The following is a 19,797-nucleotide window of genomic DNA, read 5'->3' as shown; positions in this document are numbered from 1 at the left end:
CCATCGTTTAGACGAGTTCGTTCGCAATCTCGTTCAGTTCTTCAATTTGATCTTTCAACGAAGCTAACGCTTCTTGCTGTGACATCGTCAGCACATGAACGTCTTGACTGTTCACTTCGAGCGCTGTCATTAGTGCCGACATTTGGGAAGTCACTTGGTGAACTTTGTTCAGTTCTGATGCGACGACTTGGAGCTGTGTCGACGTCTCATCCACGGTGCTTGCGACCGTTCCTGTCGTTTGGATCATGGAGAGAATCGATGTTCCGCTCTTACGTACTTGTTCTTCCTGCGTCGATAAACGTTCTGTACTACCATCGATTGCACGTTCCGTCACTTGCACCTCCTGCATGACGAGTTGGATAATATCATTGATTTGAGATGAGGCTTGGGCCGTTTGAGCCGATAGATTCCGAATTTCGGACGCGACGACTGCAAATCCTTTTCCGTGTTCCCCCGCTCGCGCTGCTTCAATTGAAGCGTTGAGCGACAGCAGGTTCGTCTGAGACGAAATCTGCTGGATCGTACCCGTGATGGTCCGCACTTCTTGGAAACGCTCCGCCAATCCTTTAAACGCATGATTGACTTCACTGATACTTAAGTTCAGTTCAGCGAGCGACTGTTCTGTCGAGTCCATATTTTCATGCGATACATGAGCGTCCTGCAAGACCCCACTCACTTGAGACGTCGTCTCCTGGAGCTGTTGTTGCATCCGCTCAAACGCCTGTACAGTTGAACGAATTTGCGAAGCGACGTTTTGAATCAGACCTGCTTGTTCCGACGTCCGTTTCGTCATCAAACCGATTTGTTCTGTCACTTGCTCCGAAGCATTTGTGACAGAGTCGACTGAATCATTCATCGTGAAGACGGCCCCATGAAGTGTGGTCGCACTCGCTGTCGTCTTCGCCATCGTTAGCTCGATTTCGCTAGCGTGTTGTTCTGACTTTTCTTGTTGCGTGAACGTCTCATGTAACAACTTCGCACCAAAGAATGACACAAAGTATGCGCCAGACAAAGCCATTGTGAGCACAGTGAACCAAATGACGAGATCGAGCGGCGTTTCAAATGAAAAGCGCCCAATCAATACAGCTCCGACCGATACGATAAGCGCGAGAATGCTGCCGTACAGCACAAGATGCCGATTCAAGTACATCAACATCAATACGATATACAGAAAGACGATATTTTGAATCGCAGTACCTGGCAGCGTCAAGATAATTGCTGAAGCTGCAATGTACATCAACGTGACGAGCCCATACTTCAACCAAGTATGTTCCACATAGAAGCGATGGCCCAGCCATGATGCGGCTTGAATGACACCACCTATCAGAATAAAATTGACTGCGCCTTGCCCCGCGAGCTCCCCCATCCAATACAAAACACCCATGATCGGATAAGAGAGGAAAAATAAAATAATCACCATGCGCGATACAAACAACGAACTCATTTTTTCAAAATGATTCACCATAATTGTTGCCTACTTTCAATAGAATAAAGATCTATATTATATTTCGGCGTATTTTTATTAATCTCAAGTCCGTCTTTCTCCATTTCGCTGACATTGACTCAACAAATAAAAACAGCACAACAATTGTTGTGCTGTCCATCGCAAAATTTAGTCTCTATCTTTACTTTTTTGTTTAAATGGCCACCATACCCCGTCCCCGAACGATACGGTGATCGCTGGGATGAGCAGTGGCAACACAATCAATCCGTATAACAACAGCCCGGTGATGACGATCGTCGCAATCTGGACGAGACTGAGCACGCCAGACGGGATCATCGCCCCGAACGTCCCAGCGAGGATGACGGCCGCGGTCATGATGACCGTCCCCATCTTCGTCATCGAATGGACGAGCGCATCGCGAACCGTCATCCCGTTGATCGACTCCTCGCGGAACCGGTCGAGCAGGAAAATCGAATAGTCGATGCCGAGGGCGATCAACATGACGAACCCGAAGAACGGAACAGCCCAACTGATGCCGTCATAACCGAGTCCTTCGACGAAGATGAGCTCCGTGATGGCCGCCGACGTGTAATACGTCAGTAAGAGCGAGCCGATCATATAGAGCGGCATGACCATCGAACGGAATAACACCGTCAAGACGAGGAACAACGTAACGAGCATGATGGCGACCGTCCGATTGAAGTCGTTCGTCGACGTCTCATTCAAGTCGCTGTTAATGCTCGAGATACCGGCATATCCGATTGTCGCATCCTCGAACGGCGTATCGGTGACGACCCGGTCCATCGTCGCTTTCACGGTCTCGACCGTGTCAATCGCTTCCGGCGAATATGGGTCCATCTCGAGGATGACCTCGAGCTGTGTCGCCGTCCCGTCGTCAAACACGTAGCGCTCGACCGCCGGGGCGAACTCCTCTGACGTGAGCGTGCCTTCCGGTAGATAGACGCCCGTATCGCGCAGGCTGTCCGAGCTACTCAGGTCTGATAAGAATGCTGCCGCTTCATTGATGCCGGTCTCGATTTGAGCGAGCCCTGCGTTCGCTTCACCGACACCTGCAGCGAGTTGTCCGAGACCCGTTCCGAGTTCTCCGGCTTGGGCGCCTTGTGCCGTCAACGTAGATGCTGCCTCGTTAATGCCTGCCTCGATTTGACCGAGACCGGCCGACACTTGCCCGAGCTGCGTTACGGTCGCCGGAATATTTTGCGTCGCCGTGAGTCCTTGGCCAATCAGACCGAGCTGAGCGTTCAATTGACCAAGTCCCGCTGCCGCTTCCGCGAGCGGGGCGCCGGCATTCGTTGAACCGGCCGGTAATTGGCCAACGACGGCGTTAAGCCCAGATTCGACTTGCGCGAGTCCGTCCTGGACGTCACCGAGACCAGTCTCGGCTTCCGTCAGTCCTGCGCTCACTTGTTCGAGCTGGGTGTCGACGTAAAAGTCATCGATGACGTCACCGGTCGGACGCGTCACGGAACGGACGCCGCTCACCCCGTCGACGTTTTCAAGTTCACTCGAGAACTTCTCGATGTACGGGATGTCCGTTTCGGACAGCGTGCCATCTTGTTTCAAAATGACTTGGACCGGGAGCGACTCCCCTTGCCCGAATCCTTCCGAAATCAAGTTGAGCCCGCGCACGGAATCATAATCGTCACCGATCTCATCGACCGTATTGAACGACCGGGCATCGTCATACGTGAACAACACCGGCACCGTGATCAACGCGACGACGAGAATCGAAACGAACGGTCGATTGACCGACAGACGGCTGAATCCTTCCCAGAGACGGCTGTCGTGATGCTCGCCCGCCTTCTTCGATGGCCAGAACAAACGATGCTTGAGCGTCGCCATAAAGAACGGCACGACCGTGAAGAGAATGAGCAAGAGCACGGCAATCCCGACCGCGACGGCGACGGCTGATTTGAAGATTGGAAAATCGGCGAAACCGATGGCCGCAAAGCCGACGAACACGGCAAGACCGCTGATGAGGACTGTCCGCCCTGCTGTCTTGTACGTGTTGACGATGGCATCTTCAATCGCGTGGCCCGCGCCGAGCTCTTCTTTATACCGGCTGAGCAGCAAAATACAATAGTCGGTTCCAATCCCGAACAAGATGGCCACGAGGAAAATCTGCGTGTAGTTCGAGACCGGGAAGCCAAACCAATCGACGAAGAATGCGACGAACGATTGGCTCAATAAATACGTGAATCCGACCGCGATGAGCGGGATGAACGGCGTCACGATTGAACGGAACACGAGCAGGAGCAGTCCGAAAATGAGGACGACCGTGATGATTTCCGTCTTCTTCAAGCCTTCCTGCGCACTCAAGTTCACATCGTTGTTGATGATTTCTTCACCTGTGATGTAGACCGTCTCGTCTTCCGGGAGAATGTTTGCCCGCACGTCGTCCGCGAAGGCGTTGATGTCTTCCATCGACCCTTCGACCGTGATTGGGACGAGCACGATGCGGCCGTCCTCCGAGACGAGCTGTGCTTCCGTCTCTTCATTTTCAAACGGGTCGAGTACGTCTTTGACGACCGTGTCGTTTTGTTTCATCTCGCCGATGACCCGGGAAATATCGGCCCGTTCGGCATCACCGAGCGTTTCGAACTCATAGACGAGCGAGATCGTCTTATCGCTCTTTCCGGCGGCGTTCAAGATGTCCTGCGCCCGCTGCGAGTCCATGTCCTCGGATAATTGGAAGCTGCCGGCTTGTTCGGCCTGCTTCGTCAAGTTCGGCGCCACCACAAACAAGGCGGCCGTCAAGACGATGAGACCGATTAAGATGCCCCAGCGCCATTGGATGATTTTATGCACGTGTTATTCCTCCCCAATTCGAAGCAGCTGTTTAATTTTCCGGAACGTCCGGACGAACTGTTCGATTTCTGTCTCTTCGATGTTGCCGTCGAGTAACGATTCGACGTAACGGTAGACGGCCGCATCCGCTTCTTCGACGACACGGTGACCGGCTTCCGTCAACTCAATCAACCGCTCGCGCTGGTCATGCCCGCGTCGACTGACGACGAGCTCTTTGTCGACGAGCTTTTTTAACCGGTTGGAGACGGCGCTCTTATGAACTCCTTGTTTTTGGGCCAACTGGCCGGCTTGAATCGGACCGAACTGTTCGAGCAGTTTGAGTAGCTGCAGTTGTTCCCGCGAATAGTCATGCCAGACGTCACCGTCCATCGCCTCGATGACATGCTCCGCACCTTGGAACATGACCTCTTCGAACAACTGGACGGCTTCCCGCATCAATTCTTTCATTTTGGTTTACCCCCTAAACTAGATAAAGATAGTTTATGTCCTAAACTAAGAGCGGTCAAATAAAATGACCGATGAAGTTGCTCCTTCATCGGTCGAGTGGATATACATACGTATTAAACGTCAGCGTTCGTCCTCCCATTCTATCTGTCGTACCTCGCCGTCACGGATAAAGCCGGCACGCACTAATACGCGCTGGGACGCCACGTTGTCGCTTGTCGTCTCAGCTCTCAATCGTTTGAATCCAGGCAACTCGAACGTCAGCAATTGGCGCAGGGCCGCCGTGGCATACCCGCGTCCCCCATGCTCCGCCCCGACCCGGTAACCGACCTCACCAGTGTCGGCATCGGTGTGATGGACGTTCCGACGCCCGACGATTGTATCGTCGCACCACATCAAGTAATAGCATCCGTCCACGTCCGCCTGCTCGCTCAATAGTTGCTGCAACGCCTGATGGAATGATTCCGGCTCATAGTAGGTGTCGCCTCGGCTCGTAACCGAACGCTCGAAATACGTGCGATTCTCGCACTCGAACTCATACAGCAACGCCTCATCTTGAAGACGTAACGCCTTTACGCTTACCCGATCCATGTGACGAGCGCCTCCCGCTGTCTCGACGCCTGGGCGAAGACACGTTTCAACTCATCGAACTGGTCCAATAAGTACTGTTTTTCCTCGAGTCCCCACTCCCGTTCAAATGGGTACAGTTCCTGCTCGTTCATCGTCGCGACGTCGTAGCGCGCTTCTAGCGCCTCCAGCTCGATGTATTGAAGTCGGGTCGACAAGTCCTCGACTTCTCCCGGCATCAAATAGGCGATGCCCGTCTCCTCGTCGATGACATCCCCTCCGAAGACTGCCTTCCCGAGCGAATGACGGTCAATCTCGTCCAAATCGGTCGCCCCGGTCAATAAAAAGTAAAGACCGTGCCACGCCTTATCGATATCGGTCTGTCGTTCCTCATCTTCTAACAGTTGCTCGAAACGCTCCGGCTCTTGAAGCAGTGCTGTCAACTCTTCGACCGATACCCGCATGTATGCGCCAACCATCCCCATGTCTGATTCCCCTCTCCAATTCATATGTCTGACTATTCGGCACGGTCATGAAAAAAACCTTCCGAAGAAGGTTTAGCGCATCGCTTCCGCGACACGGAGTCCTGAGACGTACGCGCTCTCGAACCGAGTCCGGCCTGAAGCGTCATCCGGCTCGAGGAAGACGTCACCGGCCAAGAAAATCGGCTCGTCCCGCAATCGATGGTAAGGCTCGTTCCAGACGTCGGTCGCCTGCGCATAGCGCCATCGTTTCAACTGCCTCGATTGAATCACCGCCGACCCTGTCACCGTTTGCAACAGGCGCTCAATCTCACGAAGCGTGTCTTCGTCCGCTCGTTCATACCACTCCTCGCTCCACGACTCGTCCATATAGACGCTGACGAGTTCGGTCGCCGAGATGCCTTTTTGGCGGTTGTTGATGACTTTCAAGATACCCGGCGCCAAGTCTGTATCGAGAATCCCGTCCGGACCGATGGGAGTATCGCTTGCCAATTCGAACAAACCGACAAACGTCGGGGCGTACGTCAATTCACGTAACGCCGCATCGACCGGAAAATCTGCGAGCAAGTCGAGCGTCTGCGGGAGCGGCGACGTGATGAGGAGACGGTCATACTGCCGCGTCGTCACATCCGTCTGGACGCTGACCTGACCATCTCGTGTCGTGACCGTCTCGGCCCGTTCGTTCAAATGGACGGTCAATCCGTCAGCCAACCGTTTGGCCAAGGCGTTCATCCCGTCGACGGCGACGTAGCGCGGATACGGGTCAGCGTACCAGACGTTCACCCACCCTTCCATCTGCCAGTCGGCGACATCTTGTTTGAGTTCTTCCCCTCGTACGGTGAAATAGACAGCTCCGTGATCGGCTTTGCCGTCTCCGATCCGCCTCGTCGCCAAGCGTCCCCCGACGCTCCGACTCTTCTCAATCAATTCAACTGTATGGCCGTGACGGGCGAGGTCGCGTGCTGCGACAATCCCGCTCAGTCCGGCACCAATAATACCGATGTTCATGTCCATTCCCCCTTCTGTCAGGAAGATTGTATCATGCCCGAGGACTCATACGCCGGAACCGATGCGCTTCACGCCGAGCGATTCCACTGCTCGTCATACTCGATACGCGCGTCTTCATACATGACGGCGAAACGGCTGACGATGAACGGGCGGATGAGTGCTAGTGCGACGAGGAAAATCCATGACCCGAGGACGACTAAATCAAGTTGCATATAAAAAATCAAACCGACTAGATACATCGGAACGAATGGCAAAATGAGTTTGAACGCATCCCACTTTCGTCCGCGCATCATCGTTCTCGATTTTGTGATTACCTCTGTAGCAGACAGTTCTGGTTCGTCGCGTAAGATGAAGTATGTGAACGCATACGAGAAATACTTTATGATTCCTGGTACGACTAGCAACAATGTCCATAGTACTTGGAACAATATGACGAGAATTGTTGCGAGCAAATGTTTTCCATAGCGGTGACGAAACGGGTCGAACACATCACTCCAGCGAATCGGCTGATCTCGTACCGTCTTTAAGATGAGCCAGTTGTATCCGACGTTAACCGGATAAAGGGCGATATAAACTAAGATGCCACCTAAACTGAGCACGGTCAGCGGCAGTGACTCCACCGTCAAACCGTAATAAGTCGGGTCTGCCATCAACCCCAATTCTAACATCACAGAGCAGGCGAACGACCAGATGAGTAATAGCCCTGCCTTTCCTTTTAACGCTTTGTGCGCCCGTTCATTCCATGTCTGAATCATCTCGTTTCCCCTTTTCGTTCCTCTTTCCTGTCTTATACGCAACGTGATGGAAAATGTTTCAAACGCCACAAAAAAACAGGGCGCTCGCCCTGTCCATCACTCTTCCCGATATTCTAAAATGTCGCCCGGCTGACAGTCGAGCGCCTGACAGATTGCTTCGAGCGTCGAGAAACGAATTGCTTTCGCTTTGCCCGTCTTTAAAATCGACAAGTTTGCCATTGTGATGCCCACTTTTTCAGACAGCTCGGTCACACTCATCTTTCGTTTCGCCAACATTACGTCAAGATTTACGATAATCGCCATCTATCTCACCTCAGACCGTCAAATCATTTTCTTGCTTCATGTCGATGGCACGCTTCAATAGTTTCTGTAACAGTTCCGCGAATACGGCGACGACGAACGCGGCAAACACAAAGACAAGCCCGATGAGAAGGAACCCAGGCGCATCATCTCGCTCGGCGAACCAGTAGAAGAACGGGAGCGTCCCGATATAAACGGCCGTGATCGTCAACGCACAATACTTGATCATGCGGAGTGATTGGACAGCCCGATACGAGAACCCTTCGTCGCGGTCAATCAACCGTAGCAACATGAACGCTTGGAACAGCGCAATGAAGAACGGGATGGCCGATACGTACATGCCAATCACAATCGGGCGAATTGAGTCCTCAATCCAACTCCCGCTCTCGACCGCCTCGCGCCAAATGTATGGAAGCAAAAACAAGCAGGCCGCCACAATCGGGACAGCCAGAACGAATACGGCCAGCCGTAAAAAAACCGTCTCTCGTTTCATGATGAAGCCACCTCACTTCGTTTGATAGCTTCATCATAACCTCACTTTTATCGTTTATCAATAAATAATCATCGTAAATAAATAAAAACCTCAGATTTCTCTGAGGTTCATCCTTAGTTCATGGCTTCGAGTTCATCCTCTGTGACCCATTTATGGTTCGTGACGTCTTCCCCGTCGTTTGTGGTGAAGTCGACCATATACACCGTCGTCTGTTCGGCCGAATCAATCGTCGCCTCGGCGCCGTCCATCCCGTCCATGTGGTCTGTGGCCAGAGTAGCTTCGGTCCCTTCTTCTAACGGTGCCTCACCTGGATTGTCGAGTTCTTCATGGATGACCCACTTGTGATCTTCGACCGGGTCACCTCCATCCGTCGGGGTATAAGAAACCGAATAGACGGTCGTGTCATATGCACCGACGATTGTCGCTTCGGTGCCATCCATGCCCGGCATGTGGTCGGCCGTCATCATCGCGGTCGACCCGACCGGGAACGTCGGATCTGTCGCTTCACTTAACCCGCTCGGCACCTCTCCTGATCCCGAATGGTCCATCATCGAATGGTCCGAATGTTCTTCTGTCGAATCGCTCGTCTGTTCTTCCTCGGCATCCCCACAAGCTGCCAAAGTCGTCGCGAGCAACATCGCGCTCAAACCCGTCATCCATTTTTTCTGTCTCATCGAATCTCTCCCTTACGTCTTTATGTGTATACGTTACCCTGCTATCGAGGTGATGAGACGTTTTTGAGACCGATACGATGATTTGTTAGCAGTTTGACACATAAAAAGACCGCCCTCGAACGAATCACGGGACGGTCTTTGCCTCAATGGTGCTTGATTTTTCTCAAGAAAACCAACATCGGGAGGAGCAAGAGCGCCGCTGCCCCGAGCCCTCCTTGAATCGACGTGTACAGGGCGAGCAGTCCAATCAACGGTCCCCCGGCGATTTGACCGAACGCGTCGACCTGACCGAACATCGACAAAATCGTCGCCCGGCCTTTCGACGGGAGCCGCTCGTTCGTCATGACGCTCATGAGCGGGTAGTGCACGTTACGCAGTGCCGCAATCGTCCAATACAGCAACACGGCCACCCAAAACTGTCCGACCCAAGCGAAAGCAAGCATCGCAACGATGAGCAACACGTTGAACCAAAACAAGGTCGTCGCATAGCGTCCTTTGACGTATAGCTCGACATCTTTCAACACCAGCATGTTGAATAGAAACGCGACGGCATAGAACAAGCCGAACCAATACACGGCCGCCTGTTCCGACAACTGGAACGTCTCAATCAAATGCGCCCCCATAACCGGTCGAATCCTTCACTAGCGAGACCCCAGACGAGCGTGATGGCAGCCAAGCCGACGAGAATCGAATTGCCACGGATATGGGTGTATCCGTCCCGAACCGTCCGTTTTGCTTGCGCGAGGTTCGACGTATCGGCCCGCGTGATCGGTTCGAACCGCGTCACTGGCAAGACGCGCCATGCGATGATCGCGAGCATGACCAACATCCCACCGGCGAGCACGATTGTCGTTTGGACGGACGTGACTTCGGCGAGGAGCACGGCAAGCCCAATTCCGACGAAGCGGCCGAGCGAACTATATTGAGCGCCTCGCAAAAACACTTGTTCTAACCCGTCATTCCCCATCTCATCGGCAATCCATGCCTGTTCGGCCCCGCTGATGAACGTCCAGCCGATACCCCATAGCGCTGACGCGACCGCGATGGCCCAAAATTCAGGGATGCCCCCTTCTAGCAAATGAGCCAGTCCAATCAAACCGATGCCGATGACCATCGACTGCTTCCGTCCATATAAATCGGCGACGAGACCGGTGGGCAGCTCGAATAGTAAAATTGATACTTCTAAAATCGTTCCGATCAAGACGAGTTGTAACGCATTCAACTCGGCGGTCGTCACATAATAGATGGCGTTCAACGTGAACACCATCTGTATGATGAGCGAGCGCGAACTCGTGACCGCATAGTAAAGCTGTTGAATCTTCAATTGTATGGTTCCTTCGATAGTTTGTTCCAATACAGTGAATCATCGGAGGAGGTGGCCAACTTATGAACGCACGTCCTCCGGCAGGATGAATGTGTTAACTAGTTGGATTCGCATGGCGTTCTCTCCTTAGTCGTTATACCTTCAGTATACAAGCCGGTTCGCATGACGTAAATCACAACAAAAAAAGCCAAGATCCCGAAAGATCTTGGCCTACCGTTTATTCGACTGTGACTGATTTCGCCAAGTTACGTGGCTTGTCGACATCGCAATCACGCGCAAGAGCCGCGTAATACGAGATGAGTTGAAGCGGTAATACCGTCACGAGCGGCGTGAGCAGTGGCTCGACACGCGGCAAGACGAATGAATCACTCTCGTGTTCCATGCCTTCCATCGAGATCGTGCAGGCAACGGCGCCACGGGCGACAACTTCCTTGATGTTTCCACGGATGTTGAGGTGCGTGTTCGGTTGCGAGACGAGCGTGATGACCGGTGTGCCATCTTCAATCAAGGCGATCGGTCCGTGCTTGAGCTCACCACCTGGGTAGCCCTCTGCTTGGATATACGAGATCTCTTTGAGCTTGAGGGCACCTTCGAGACCGACGTATGAGTCCATGCCGCGACCGAGGAAGAACGCGTTGCGTGACTCTTTCAAGAACTTGTCTGCCAATTGCTCAAAGATTTCTTTTTGAGCCATGACCGAGTCCATGATCGTCGCGACACGCGCGAGCTCTGTCATGAGGTCAAACGGAAGCTTCTTGCCGTTCGCACGAGCGATGTCGTAGGCGAGGATGGCGAGCACGGCGATTTGGGCCGTGTATGCTTTCGTCGACGCGACCGCGATCTCCGGGCCGGCGTGGAGGAGCATCGTTTCGTTCGCTTCACGTGAGAGCGTCGAACCGGCAACGTTCGTGAGTGTGAGCGCCTTGTAGCCGCGCTTCTTCACTTCGACGAGGACGGCCCGGCTGTCCGCTGTCTCACCTGATTGTGAGATGAAGAGGAACAACGGCTTCTCCGTGAGGAGCGGCATGTTGTAACCGAATTCTGAAGCGACGTGCACTTCTGTCGGCACACCTGCGACGCGCTCGATCAATTGCTTGCCGACGAGACCAGCGTGGTAGCTCGTACCACAGGCGACGATATAGATGCGGTCCGCTTCTGAGACGAGCGAGCGCACGCCTTCCGTGAGCTCGATGTCACCGGCGTCGTTCTGGTAGTGCTGGATGATGTTGCGGATGACGGCTGGTTGCTCGTCCATCTCTTTCAACATGTAGTGCGCGTACGTGCCTTTCTCGATGTCTGACGCATCGATCTCGGCCGTATACGGGGCACGTTCGAGGACTTCGCCGTCGAGTGTCTTGATCGTCGCCGATTCGCGCGTCAAGATGACAATCTCGCCGTCGTGGAGCTCGAGGTACTGGTCCGTCACTTGGAGCATCGCCATCGCGTCAGACGCCACGACGTTGAACGTGCCGTCGCCGAGTCCGACGAGGAGCGGTGACTTGTTCTTGCCGATATAGAGGCGCTCTTTATCTTCCGAGTCGATCATCGCGATCGCGTACGAGCCGTGGAGCTCAGACAACGTCTTGCGGAACGCCGCCTCGACGTCGCCGAGTTCGACGAAGTTCTTCTCCATCAACTGGACGATGACTTCCGTGTCCGTCTCCGAGAGGAACGGCACGTCGAGTGTCGCCTTGATCTGTTCGTCGTTCTCGATGACACCGTTGTGGACGAGCGTGAAGCGGCCCGTCGTGCTCTGGTGCGGGTGGGCGTTCGGCACACTCGGCACCCCGTGTGTTGCCCATCGTGTGTGGCCGATTCCAATCGTGCCATCTACTTCTGCTGGGACGACTTCGCGTAGCGCAGCAATCCGGCCGACTTCTTTATGCACGTTCACGTTATCATGCATCAAAGCAAGACCTGCCGAGTCGTAACCGCGGTACTCGAGTTTTTCAAGACCTTTGAGAAGGATTTCCTTCGCTCCGGTATTCCCAATCATTCCTACAATTCCACACATACAAAAATCTCCTCTATATTCGATTTCTCGAAAAAGGAAACGGGCTTTTTCTAAGAGCTGTCAACGCGCTCCCCTTTGGCCGTCCGGTCGCCCGGGCGTTTTGAGGGTTTGCTTGTAGTCGTGACAGGCGACTAGGAGGCATCCGCCGAAAACTCGATAACCTCCAACCTCGTCAACTCCGAAGAGTTCTGGCGCTTGTTTCGTACTGGGTGTCCTTCCGTTTCTAAGGTCACGCTCTTAATAGTACAAATCACACCTCCATTCGTCAAGAAAATCACATAATTTCACAGTGACAAAACGGAAACAAAAAGGGAACCCGAGGACGGATTCCCTTGTTTTATTCCCTATTTCGACAGAATTATCCTTCTACACCGTAATCTTCGCGGACAACTTGTGCGATTCGTTCGACATAACGGTCACATTCTTCCGAAGTCGGTGCTTCCGCCATGACGCGTACGAGCGGCTCCGTACCAGAGGCGCGGACGAGGATGCGGCCGTTGCCGTTCATTTCCGTTTCCGCTTCTTGAATCGTCGCGAGCACGCGGTCGCCATTCATCGCCTCGTTTTTGTCCGTGACACGGATGTTGACGAGTTTTTGTGGGTAGACCGGCATCTCAGCCGCGAGTTCTGACAGCTTGCGGCCTGTCGTCTTCACGATTTGGGCGAGTTGAACGCCAGAGAGCATGCCGTCTCCCGTCGTCGAGTGGTCGAGGAAGATAAGGTGACCCGACTGCTCGCCACCGAGTGTGTAGTTGTGTTTCTTCATCTCTTCGACGACATAACGGTCACCGACCGCCGTCTGAAGCGCCGTCATACCAGCCTCTTCAACCGCTTTATGGAAGCCGAGGTTACTCATGACCGTCGCGACAATCGTGTTGTCTTTGAGACGGCCTTTCTCGCTCAAGTACTTCCCGCAGATGTACATGATTTTATCGCCGTCGACGATATCACCGTTCTCATCGATCGCAATCAAGCGGTCGCCGTCGCCGTCAAAGGCGAGACCCATGTCCGCTCCTTTTTCACGAACGAACTGTGCCAAGTGCTCAGGGTGTGTCGAGCCGACACCTTCGTTGATGTTCAAGCCGTTCGGCGAGTTTCCGATCGTCGAGACGTTCGCCTCGAGGTCAGCAAACAGACGTGCTGCCAATCCGCTCGTCGCACCATGAGCGCAGTCAAGGGCAATATGGAGACCGTCGAAATCTTCTTCGACCGTCTGTTTCAACATTTGAAGGTACTTCTGTGCACCTTCATAGTAATCCGAGACAAAGCCGAGGTCTTTCCCGACCGGGCGTGGCAACGTGTCTTCCGCCGCATCCAAAATCGCTTCGATTTCCGCTTCTGTCGCGTCATCGAGCTTAAAGCCGTCGCTACCAAAGAACTTGATGCCGTTATCCGCGACCGGGTTGTGCGATGCCGAGATCATGACACCGGCTGTTGCATCAAGCGACTTCGTCAAATAAGCGACACCTGGCGTCGAGATGACGCCGAGACGCATCACTTCGGCTCCGATTGAGAGGAGACCCGCGATGAGTGCACCTTCAAGCATGTGGCCTGAAATGCGTGTGTCACGGCCAATCAAAACTTTTGGCTGTTCGCCGGCTGGCAAGTGTTTCGATAACACGTAGCCGCCCGCACGACCTAAACGATATGCTAATTCTGCTGTCAATTCTGAGTTCGCGACACCGCGGACTCCATCAGTTCCAAAATATTTACCCATGAATTCAATTCCTCACTTTTGTATGATTGAACGCCTCATTGAATCGAGGACGTTTCGGTTTGTTCATCGACACTCGTCAACTCAATGTCGATCGTTTTCGGTGAGACGACGGTCACACCTTTTGGTACTTCATAATCGACGTCGACCCCATGCAGTCCGCTCGGGAGACCTGTCAAATCCAAGGTCACACTCACACTGTTCGACGTGATGTTTTCCAACAGGGATCGCTTCCCGGACAACGTCACTCCAATCACTTCAGGAGCTTGGAGCGTAAAGTTGGTCCGGTCATACCCCCGCACGGTCACAGGGACCGTCAAGCGAACCCGTTCCGTCAATTCGCCTGTGTCGTCTCGCGTCTCATCTGCAGCCCGGACGAGCAATTGGACTTCCGCTTGCTTTGTCGCAAGGGATGAAGCGCCTTCTGGCAAAGCGAGATTGGCGGTCACTTTCCCGGTCTTGTCGATGCCGTCTAAATCAATCGGCTCCGTCTCCACGGTGTCGATCGCATCGAGCACGTCTTGTGGCGCAAAGACACGGACTTCCGTCTCTTCAAGCAACGTATCGACCAGTCTGTAATCGTCGGCCACTTCACCAGTCGTGACTGCTTCGATCGGGAAGACGGCACTTTGTTCGTAGACCGGGACCGACACACTGATGATGTTCGGTTCAACAGTCACGTTGAGCGGATTGCCGTTCGCATCTAAAATCGTCGGCGTCAATTCTCGCGTGAACGTTTGACTTTGGTTGGCGACATCGACGTTCAACGTGATCTCTTTGACGTTTTGAATCCGACTGGCACCGCCCGAGACTTTCACCGTTGCCGGTTCAATATCGGCGTCACCGACCACTTTCCCTTCTGGCAACTGCTCTTTGTTCAAAAGGTTGACCGATACGGGAACTTCAATTGTCTGTTTACGGTCGATGTAAATTTCTACTGTATCCCGTTCGAGCTTGACGTTGACGTCTCCGCCAAAGCCGCGTGCCTCAACCGGAACACGGTGGAAGCCGGTCCCGAGATTCGTTAAATCGACGAAGACTTGATAATCTTTCACCAATTTCGTCATCGTTAAACTGCTAGATGGTCCTTGAAGTTCAACGTTCATTTCTTCTGGAACGTTATATGCCACGTACTGCACCTCATCGAAGAACACTTCGACGGGAACGTCGAGCGTCATCGAACTTTGTCCGACGATCGGGAGGGCATTCGTGGAGTTGGTCGACGAACTCGTTTCGGCGACCATGAAATAAAGCAGGATGGCTAAAGCAAGTGCGATGATGCGGAGAAACCATTTATGTTGTAACCACTGATCAATCACTTACTTGTCCCCCCTTTTTTATTAAAGAACGAGAGCGTCGTCTCTTTTTCTTCAATAACGAGTTCTTGGATCAACTTATTGCGAAGTGCCTCCTCATCCAACTCTCGATACAGACGACCGGCAATCGCGAGTGACACGGCGCCTGTTTCTTCAGAGACGGTGAGGGTCACGCTATCAGTCACTTCACTGACCCCGATGGCGGCCCGGTGTCGTGTCCCTAACGCTTTATCGATGTGCGGGCTCTCGGACAACGGCAAATAACAAGCCGCGGCCGCAATTTTCCCGTCCTGGATAATCATCGCCCCGTCATGCAGCGGGGTGTTCGGAATGAACAGGTTGATGATCAGTTGTGATGTGATGTGCGAATCCATGCGAATCCCGGTCTCGACGTACTCATTCAAGCCCGTATCGCGTTCAATCGCAATCAATGCACCGATGCGACGTTTTGACATGTATTGCGCCGAACTGACGATCGCTTCGATCATTTGACGTTGCTTATCCTCATCGCTCGTGCTCGTTCGGCCGAACAAATTACTTGTTCGTCCTAAATGCTCGAGTCCTCTTCGGAGTTCTGGTTGGAAGATGATAATGATCCCAAGTAGTCCATATGTGATGATTTGATTCAATAAGAACTGTAACGTCTTCAACCCAAAGAACCCACTGAGGAACCAGCTGACAAGGATGATGGAAATCCCTTTAATCAATTGGACCGCTTTTGTCCCACGTACAATCATCATCAACTTATAGATGACATACGTGACGACGACAATATCTAAAACGTCATTCAAATAATCGTACCAATGTACGTTCTCTGAAAGACTAAAAAATGATAAGAATGATACCTGTTCAAGTAGCGGCAAATGCTCCCCTCCTCAACTACCTAGCCAATTCGTGCAAATTACATTATATCACATTTCCGAAACCGCGCATCGCTAGACAATAAAACGAAACCAGATTGAAACGAACACAAAAAGACGCCGTCTCCGGCGTCTCCGTTAGAAGATTTGTTTGAACGAATACCACATCCACTCAAACATCCGATCGATCTGCTCAAGTTCTCCTGTGACTTCTCCAGCGCTAGCCAGATAAGCCCGACCATTTACAGCCGTCGCGTTCCCATTGACGGTCCCTTCAATTCGAAGGTCCCCGCCTTGGACCGTGATATCCCGCTCGACGGTAACGCCTTCCGGGATGACGACCTCGTTTGACGTGACAACGATGCCCGGCACTTTCGTGTACGTCATCGTCTCTGTCGATTCGTTCCATAGGCCGAGCGTCGCGCTCGACATCAAACTGAAGAATAAGGCGGCCGCCATCAGTCCTGGATGCTTACGGAACCACGTCATCCATTTGGATGGTGGTTTGCGTTTCGTCTGGACTTTTTCTTCAAATCGAGTCACCGGTGTGACCTCTACCCGTGCTTTCGCGTCCGGTAGAGATGCCATCACACGGGCTGTAAAATCATCGGATAGTTTCGGCCGTGGTAAGGCCTTCAGTTCGGCATCTATTCGTTCGTATTGAAGGTACGCTTCATATAAGTCGTCGTCCTCCAACAAGTGACGTAGTTCGTCAGATTCTTCGGGCAGGATGCCATCTTCCAAATATTGTTGTACTTTTTCTTCAGGAGTCAATTGAACCCCTCCCTGTTTTGAAAGATTGTCTTTAACATTTCTCTTCCCCGGAAGATCCTTGTTTTAACCGTAGCGACCGGCATATCGATCATGACGCTAATCTCTTTGAGCGATAAATCATCCACGTACTTCAGCAGGAGCGGAATCCGATACTTATCGGGCAACTGCTTAATCGCGTCATGCATCTCGCCTCGAATTTCGCGATGAACGACTTGGGCATCGGGTTGGGGTGCTTCATCAGCCAAATGGTCCTGATAGGTCAAGCCGTCGGTGCCCGCAATCTCGGCATCCATCGAATACTCCGGCTTTCGTTTTCTGAGACGATCGATTGCGACGTTCGTTGCAATGCGATAGAGCCACGTCTTGAACTTGTACTGAGAATCGTACGTATCAATCCGGGTATACGCCCGAATGAACGTCTCCTGGGCTGCGTCTTCCGCTTCGCCACGATCATATAATATCTTATAAGCGACAGCAAAGACACCATCCTTGTACAGTTCTACCAGCTCAGCAAACGAATCATGATTCCCCGACCTCAATTCGTCTACTAAACGGGTGGTCAGCCGTTCCATCAATCCACTTCCCCTCTCCGCAACCTATGCGGTCATCTTTCTATACGAATCATTTTCTATGTAGGTTTCAAAAAAAATCGTGACAACAAAAAAAGTTCCCAAGTCCATTGTAGCAAAGGGACTTGGAAACCGTAAGGTCATCAGACAGTTTCACCTTCCAATAACAGGTTTTCTTTGGATTTCAAAATCGTCTCGCACAACTCAAACGCCAACTGGGTCGTCGTATCCTCATGGTCAAGCGCCGGATTCAATTCAACCAACTCAATCGCAATCAGATCGTCTGCCTTCATCGCTTCGGCCAAGATCGCTTTTCCTTCCGCGGCCGTCAGACCTTGATCGACCGGCGTCCCGGTACCTGGCACAAGTTTTGCGTCCAAGCTGTCCATGTCGAAACTGAGATAGAAGCGATCGACACGTGCGCGCAAATAAGCGAGTGCTTCTTCCATCATGACGTCGACGCCCCGCGTCCGAATTTCTTCGACCGTGATGACTTTAATGCCAAGACGATTGATTTCTCGAATCTCACCTTCATCGATGTCTCGAAGCGCTATATAGACCAAGTGCTCAGGCGCGAGTTTGGGTTCACGTCCGCCGACTTCAGTCAAGCGAATATCTCCCATTCCCAGCGCCGCAGCAAGCGGCATGCCATGAATATTGCCCGATGGAGACGTTTCTCCCGTATTCAAATCAGCATGTGCGTCGACCCAGATGACGCCGTACGGTCCTGTTTTGGCAAGACCCGCTAGCGTTCCGATTGCCATGCTGTGATCGCCCCCAACGATCAAGGGGAATCGTTTCGCCTGTATCTCGATATCGACGACTTCTGCCAGTTCTTGGACCGTGTATAACACCCCGTCTACGCGTTTCAAATGCTCTTCACTGTTGATCATTTCAGATTCAGGTAACACCCGAATCGTCTGTCGCTTCGTTGAGGCCGGTAATAATGTCTCCAATCCAAGTGTGCGTAACTTTGATGGACCTTGCTCTACGCCATGTTTCCCCTGTCCATAGCGAAGCGGTACTTCAATATATGACCAATTCATCCCCATTTCCCCCTTGAACGTTTAATATCTTCATTGTAAACGTTACCAAAGTCGTGGTTCAACTTCACATCATGATGAATAAACATACAAAAAGGCAGCCTGAATGGTGGCAGGCTGCCTTTCTCTGTACTCTCAAGTGAATGGTTCATGGATTTAGGCAAAAAAAAACTTAAGTCATAAGTAACTTAAGAAAAAAACAAATGGTGGAGCCTAGCGGGATCGAACCGCTGACCTCCTGCGTGCAAGGCAGGCGCTCTCCCAGCTGAGCTAAGGCCCCTTAAAGGGAAAAATATGGAGCGGAAGACGGGATTCGAACCCGCGACCCCGACCTTGGCAAGGTCGTATTCTACCACTGAACTACTTCCGCAAAAACATGGTGAGCCATGCAGGGCTCGAACCTGCGACCCTCTGATTAAAAGTCAGATGCTCTACCAACTGAGCTAATGGCTCAAACCTGGTGGGGGGGGGCGGATTCGAACCGCCGAACCCGAGGGAGCGGATTTACAGTCCGCCGCGTTTAGCCACTTCGCTACCCCCCCAAGGAGTGCCGGCGAAAGGATTCGAACCCTCGACCCTCTGATTACAAGTCAGATGCTCTACCAACTGAGCTACACCGGCATATATGGTTTGATTGGTTAAAATTAAATGGTGGAGGATGACGGGATCGAACCGCCGACCCCCTGCTTGTAAGGCAGGTGCTCTCCCAGCTGAGCTAATCCTCCAAATGGTGACCCGTACGGGATTCGAACCCGTGTTACCGCCGTGAAAGGGCGGTGTCTTAACCGCTTGACCAACGGGCCTTAATATGGCTCCGCAAGTAGGATTTGAACCTACGACCTACCGGTTAACAGCCGGTTGCTCTACCACTGAGCTATTGCGGAACGATCTTGCCTGGCAACGTCCTATCCTCACAGGGGGAGACCCCCAACTACTTTCGGCGCTGAAGCGCTTAACTTCCGTGTTCGGCATGGGAACGGGTGTGGCCGCTTCGCTATCGCCACCAGACAAAAGAATATTAACATCGCCTCGAGGGCGTGTCAATCCATTTCAGGGTTGTTCCCTGAAAACTGAAGACTCATCAATTCATACAAACCATTAGACTAGATCAAAGCCTCGACCGATTAGTATCATTCAGCTCCACACGTCGCCGTGCTTCCACCCATGACCTATCTACCTCATCGTCT

General features: G+C 52.5%; 19 protein-coding genes, 8 tRNA genes and 2 rRNA genes. All 29 read right to left on the bottom strand.

Translation table 11 applies throughout. From position 1 onward, the window contains the following. Positions 1-7: 7 nt before the first annotated feature. Positions 8-1,465, bottom strand: coding sequence for a methyl-accepting chemotaxis protein (locus tag KNP64_RS11545; RefSeq protein WP_214793660.1), 1,458 nt, complete (start codon positions 1,463-1,465; stop codon positions 8-10). A 147-nt stretch (positions 1,466-1,612) separates the two neighbouring features. Beyond that, positions 1,613-4,273 carry an MMPL family transporter gene (locus tag KNP64_RS11540; protein WP_214793663.1) on the bottom strand — a complete coding sequence of 887 codons (2,661 nt, stop codon included), beginning with the start codon at positions 4,271-4,273 and terminating at the stop codon, positions 1,613-1,615. A 3-nt stretch (positions 4,274-4,276) separates the two neighbouring features. Next, positions 4,277-4,720: a MarR family winged helix-turn-helix transcriptional regulator gene (locus tag KNP64_RS11535; RefSeq protein WP_214793666.1), complete on the bottom strand. Its 444-nt coding sequence runs from the start codon at positions 4,718-4,720 to the stop codon at positions 4,277-4,279. Between the two features lie 120 nt (positions 4,721-4,840). Then, complete coding sequence (locus KNP64_RS11530) at positions 4,841-5,308, bottom strand: GNAT family N-acetyltransferase (RefSeq protein WP_214793669.1); 468 nt, start codon at positions 5,306-5,308, stop codon at positions 4,841-4,843. Then, positions 5,296-5,769, bottom strand: a complete 474-nt coding sequence (locus KNP64_RS11525) for a YfbM family protein (RefSeq protein ID WP_214793672.1) — start codon at positions 5,767-5,769, stop codon at positions 5,296-5,298. Before KNP64_RS11525 ends, KNP64_RS11530 begins: the two co-directional genes overlap by 13 nt. 72 nt (positions 5,770-5,841) lie before the next feature. Next, on the bottom strand, positions 5,842-6,774 hold the full coding sequence (locus KNP64_RS11520) for an NAD(P)/FAD-dependent oxidoreductase (protein ID WP_251126425.1): 933 nt from the start codon (positions 6,772-6,774) through the stop codon (positions 5,842-5,844). Positions 6,775-6,842: 68 nt separating this feature from the next. After that, complete coding sequence (locus KNP64_RS11515) at positions 6,843-7,529, bottom strand: DUF975 family protein (protein WP_214793678.1); 687 nt, start codon at positions 7,527-7,529, stop codon at positions 6,843-6,845. 96 nt (positions 7,530-7,625) lie between these two features. Further along, complete coding sequence (locus KNP64_RS11510; RefSeq protein WP_021065857.1) at positions 7,626-7,832, bottom strand: helix-turn-helix domain-containing protein; 207 nt, start codon at positions 7,830-7,832, stop codon at positions 7,626-7,628. Between the two features lie 10 nt (positions 7,833-7,842). Next, positions 7,843-8,322, bottom strand: a complete 480-nt coding sequence (locus KNP64_RS11505; RefSeq protein WP_138858573.1) for a DUF2975 domain-containing protein — start codon at positions 8,320-8,322, stop codon at positions 7,843-7,845. A gap of 113 nt (positions 8,323-8,435) precedes the next feature. Next, the gene (locus KNP64_RS11500; RefSeq protein ID WP_034779749.1) at positions 8,436-8,996 is read right to left on the bottom strand and encodes a YdhK family protein; all 561 of its coding nucleotides are present in this window, start codon (positions 8,994-8,996) and stop codon (positions 8,436-8,438) included. Positions 8,997-9,139: 143 nt separating this feature from the next. Beyond that, positions 9,140-9,619, bottom strand: a complete 480-nt coding sequence (locus tag KNP64_RS14840; RefSeq protein ID WP_251126424.1) for an MFS transporter — start codon at positions 9,617-9,619, stop codon at positions 9,140-9,142. Then, complete coding sequence (locus tag KNP64_RS14835) at positions 9,604-10,320, bottom strand: MFS transporter (protein WP_251126423.1); 717 nt, start codon at positions 10,318-10,320, stop codon at positions 9,604-9,606. The genes KNP64_RS14840 and KNP64_RS14835 overlap by 16 nt, the downstream gene beginning before the upstream one ends. Before the next feature lie 217 nt (positions 10,321-10,537). Beyond that, on the bottom strand, positions 10,538-12,334 hold the full coding sequence (glmS, locus tag KNP64_RS11490; RefSeq protein WP_034779756.1) for a glutamine--fructose-6-phosphate transaminase (isomerizing): 1,797 nt from the start codon (positions 12,332-12,334) through the stop codon (positions 10,538-10,540). Positions 12,335-12,692: 358 nt separating this feature from the next. Next, positions 12,693-14,051, bottom strand: a complete 1,359-nt coding sequence (gene glmM / locus KNP64_RS11485) for a phosphoglucosamine mutase (RefSeq protein ID WP_214764499.1) — start codon at positions 14,049-14,051, stop codon at positions 12,693-12,695. A 35-nt stretch (positions 14,052-14,086) separates the two neighbouring features. After that, positions 14,087-15,367 (bottom strand): CdaR family protein, encoded by a 1,281-nt coding sequence (locus KNP64_RS11480; protein WP_214711169.1) that lies wholly within the window; start codon positions 15,365-15,367, stop codon positions 14,087-14,089. Next, positions 15,364-16,227, bottom strand: coding sequence for a diadenylate cyclase CdaA (gene cdaA / locus KNP64_RS11475; protein ID WP_214793681.1), 864 nt, complete (start codon positions 16,225-16,227; stop codon positions 15,364-15,366). Before cdaA ends, KNP64_RS11480 begins: the two co-directional genes overlap by 4 nt. Positions 16,228-16,362: 135 nt before the next feature. Beyond that, positions 16,363-16,998 carry a bactofilin family protein gene (locus KNP64_RS11470; RefSeq protein WP_034779766.1) on the bottom strand — a complete coding sequence of 212 codons (636 nt, stop codon included), beginning with the start codon at positions 16,996-16,998 and terminating at the stop codon, positions 16,363-16,365. After that, positions 16,995-17,570: an RNA polymerase sigma factor SigW gene (gene sigW / locus KNP64_RS11465; RefSeq protein WP_214793684.1), complete on the bottom strand. Its 576-nt coding sequence runs from the start codon at positions 17,568-17,570 to the stop codon at positions 16,995-16,997. The genes KNP64_RS11470 and sigW overlap by 4 nt, the downstream gene beginning before the upstream one ends. Before the next feature lie 140 nt (positions 17,571-17,710). Continuing rightward, complete coding sequence (gene rocF / locus KNP64_RS11460; protein ID WP_214793687.1) at positions 17,711-18,613, bottom strand: arginase; 903 nt, start codon at positions 18,611-18,613, stop codon at positions 17,711-17,713. Between the two features lie 201 nt (positions 18,614-18,814). Further along, positions 18,815-18,890: transfer RNA gene (locus tag KNP64_RS11455), tRNA-Ala, on the bottom strand. A 15-nt stretch (positions 18,891-18,905) separates the two neighbouring features. After that, positions 18,906-18,980, bottom strand: a tRNA-Gly gene (locus tag KNP64_RS11450). A gap of 7 nt (positions 18,981-18,987) precedes the next feature. Further along, a tRNA-Lys gene (locus KNP64_RS11445) sits at positions 18,988-19,063 on the bottom strand. 5 nt (positions 19,064-19,068) lie between these two features. After that, positions 19,069-19,152, bottom strand: a tRNA-Tyr gene (locus KNP64_RS11440). A gap of 6 nt (positions 19,153-19,158) precedes the next feature. Then, positions 19,159-19,231 (bottom strand) — tRNA-Thr (locus KNP64_RS11435). Between the two features lie 28 nt (positions 19,232-19,259). Beyond that, positions 19,260-19,335, bottom strand: a tRNA-Val gene (locus KNP64_RS11430). A gap of 3 nt (positions 19,336-19,338) precedes the next feature. Continuing rightward, positions 19,339-19,413 (bottom strand) — tRNA-Glu (locus KNP64_RS11425). A gap of 6 nt (positions 19,414-19,419) precedes the next feature. Next, positions 19,420-19,494, bottom strand: a tRNA-Asn gene (locus tag KNP64_RS11420). Positions 19,495-19,502: 8 nt separating this feature from the next. Then, positions 19,503-19,618, bottom strand: a 5S ribosomal RNA gene (gene rrf, locus KNP64_RS11415). A 96-nt stretch (positions 19,619-19,714) separates the two neighbouring features. Next, positions 19,715-19,797, bottom strand: a 23S ribosomal RNA gene (locus KNP64_RS11410); the annotation flags it as partial.

The sequence above is a fragment of the Exiguobacterium sp. s64 genome (assembly GCF_018618035.1).
GTDB lineage: Bacteria > Bacillota > Bacilli > Exiguobacteriales > Exiguobacteriaceae > Exiguobacterium > Exiguobacterium mexicanum_A.
This window is presented reverse-complemented; position numbering and strand designations above follow the sequence as displayed.